Here is a 2,676-nt window from a genome sequence, read left to right on the forward strand (position 1 = left end):
CGATACAGGTTGCGGATCAGAGCCACGCATTGCTTGACCTGCCCGCCCGACAGGCCAATGGCAAAGGCCACGCGGCGGCCGTGGAAATCCGACAGGCCCGAGGCCGGATCGACGCTGAAGCTGACGAGCTTTTCGGGGGTCGAGGCGGCGACTTCCTCGATATCCATGCCTCCCTCGGTCGAGGCGACAAAGCTGACGCGCGAGGTGCCACGATCGACCAGCAGGGCCAGGTACAGCTCGCGTTCGATGCCGCTGCCGTCCTCGATATAGATGCGGTTGACCTGCTTGCCGACCGGGCCGGTCTGGTGGGTCACAAGGGTGCGGCCAAGCATCTGGCGGGTCAATTCCTCGGCCTCGGCTACCGATTTGGCCAGACGCACGCCGCCCTTTTCACCGGCGGCGGCTTCCTTGAACTTGCCCTTGCCGCGACCGCCGGCATGGATCTGCGCCTTGACCACCCACAGCGGACCGTCCAGTTCACCGGCGGCTGACTTGGCCTCATCGGCTTTCATCACCACGCGGCCATCGCTGACCGGCGCACCATACTGACGCAGCAGCGCCTTGGCCTGATATTCATGGATATTCATCGCGACCCCCTTGATCGGTTCTGCAGATTTGCCGACTGTTCTGGCACAGCAAGGCGTACAGATGAACCGTCTTCTTCGGAAAATCTTCAAAAAATACCGCATCCGGGAATTTGCGATCACAAAAATTTTGGCTGTGATCACAAATATCCGGTTCAGGTCGCCAGACCGATGCCGATCATTGTGACGCTGCGTCTTTTTCGGCGGCGGAGGGGCGTTGAGCCGGTTTGGGGCGCAAGCGAATCGTCCGGACCGTGCTGCCGGGCGGTTGCTACCGGAACCGGGTATATGCAGGCGATTCATTTCAACCCATTTCAACCCTCGGCGCATGGATTCATCTTCCGCGTGAAGTGGCTGCGAAAGACTTACCGAACCCCGCTGCATTTTAACCAGAATAGTAAAACATATCTCAAGGTTTATTGAAAACGACGCCAGAATTGATATGAACCGTCTTGTCTTGTTCAGCCCTGATCAGAGGGCTGGATTTTTGTGATGATGAGTGAGGTTGAGTATGAAGGTAACTTTCAAGATGATCGCCGCCGCCGCAGTTCTTTCGGGAGCAATGGCTGCGTCCTCCAGCGCCGCTACACTGGATTTCATGGCCGAGGCTAACAGCTATGAACGTGGCGTCACGAACGGTACCACCATCACCTTTGACGGGCTGGACGTGACCTTTACGTCGTCGCATTTCGCCTATTTCGACAAGGGTAATGCCGGACTGGGTGTCTGCATGAACATGACGGCGACAAATCAGTGCAACCCGGCCAATGACGACAACCTGACCGTCGGCGAGACCGTGACACTGTCCTTTGACACGGCGCAGAACCTCAGCGGTCTGATGTTCCGCGCCGAAGGGCACATTCCGCTGTCCGACAACCGCACGCTGATGTTCGCAACGAATGGCGGGGCGCTGACGGAATACACCTTCGCCGCGCTGAGCGGTGCCAGTTTCATGGATGTTAGCAGCGCCACCTTCGGTTTTGGCGGCAGCAAGCCCGATCAGTACTATGTGCAGCAGATCACGGCCACGCCGACCGTGCCACTGCCCGCGACCGCGCCGTTGGCGCTGGCGGGCATGGGCGCGCTGGCGATGATGCGCCGCCGTCGCCGTGCCGCCTGAACGACCAGAGTATTGGAAAAGGCCGGGCAATGCGCCCGGCCTTTTCTGTCTGTGCTGCGCCGGTCAGACCAGGCTGCCATCAATGCCCTTGCAGGCCTCGACCAGACCCTTGACCGCATCCACCGACTTGTCGAACATCGCCTGTTCGTCCTTGTCCAGCTTGATGTCGATGATCTTTTCGATGCCATTCGCGCCGATCACTGTCGGAACGCCGACATAAAGCCCCTTGAGGCCATAGGCGCCGTCTACATAGGCCGCGCAGGGCAGGACGCGCCGTTGATCCTTGAGATAGGCCTCGGCCATTTCGATGGCGCTGGTCGCGGGGGCATAAAAGGCGCTGCCGGTTTTCAGCAGGCCGACGATCTCGGCCCCGCCGTCGCGGGTGCGCTGGACGACCGCGTCCAGCTTTTCCTGGCTGGTCCAGCCCATCTTGACCAGATCGGGCAGCGGAATGCCCGCGACGGTCGAATAGCGGGCCAGCGGGACCATCGTGTCGCCATGGCCGCCCAGCACAAAGGCCGTCACGTCGCGCATCGAAACGCCGAATTCCAGCGACAGGAAGTGGCGGAAACGCGCCGAATCCAGCACGCCGGCCATGCCGACGACCTTGTTATGGGGCAGGCCGCTGAATTCGCGCAGCGCCCAGACCATTGCGTCCAGCGGGTTGGTGATGCAGATGACAAAGGCGTTGGGCGCATGCGCCTTGAGGCCCTCGCCCACGGATTTCATGACCTTGAGGTTGATGCCCAACAGGTCGTCACGGCTCATCCCCGGTTTGCGCGGCACACCGGCGGTGACGATGCAGACATCTGCGCCCGCAATATCGGCGTAATCGCTGGTGCCTTTCAGCGCGGCATCAAACCCTTCCGAGGGGCCCGATTCCGCGATGTCCAGCGCCTTGCCCTGCGGGGTGCCTTCGGCGATGTCGAACAGGACGACATCGCCCAGTTCCTTCATTGCGGCCAGATGCGC

3 protein-coding genes are annotated in these 2,676 nt (G+C 60.8%); 1 reads left to right on the plus strand and 2 read right to left on the minus strand.

Annotated features, from left to right (window positions below; all coding sequences use genetic code 11):
* A partial coding sequence (locus ACK5L9_RS06265; protein WP_416910608.1) for an ATP-grasp domain-containing protein occupies positions 1–587 on the minus strand: 587 nt, incomplete at its 3' end.
* A 508-nt stretch (positions 588–1,095) separates the two neighbouring features.
* On the opposite strand from ACK5L9_RS06265, the gene ACK5L9_RS06270 reads away from it, so the two are divergent.
* Complete coding sequence (locus tag ACK5L9_RS06270) at positions 1,096–1,704, plus strand: VPLPA-CTERM sorting domain-containing protein (protein ID WP_416910609.1); 609 nt, start codon at positions 1,096–1,098, stop codon at positions 1,702–1,704.
* 63 nt (positions 1,705–1,767) lie between these two features.
* Here ACK5L9_RS06270 and mdh read toward each other — a convergent pair.
* Positions 1,768–2,676, minus strand: a 909-nt coding sequence (gene mdh / locus ACK5L9_RS06275) for a malate dehydrogenase (protein WP_416910611.1), incomplete at its 5' end; no start/stop codon positions are given.

The organism is Paracoccus sp. (in: a-proteobacteria), from assembly GCF_047973135.1.
GTDB lineage: Bacteria > Pseudomonadota > Alphaproteobacteria > Rhodobacterales > Rhodobacteraceae > Paracoccus.

Bases quoted from the DNA above. Each gene is read 5' to 3' on its own strand.
- ACK5L9_RS06270 (WP_416910609.1), top strand. From the start codon at position 1,096: ATGAAGGTAACTTTCAAGATGATCGCCGCCGCCGCAGTTCTTTCGGGA.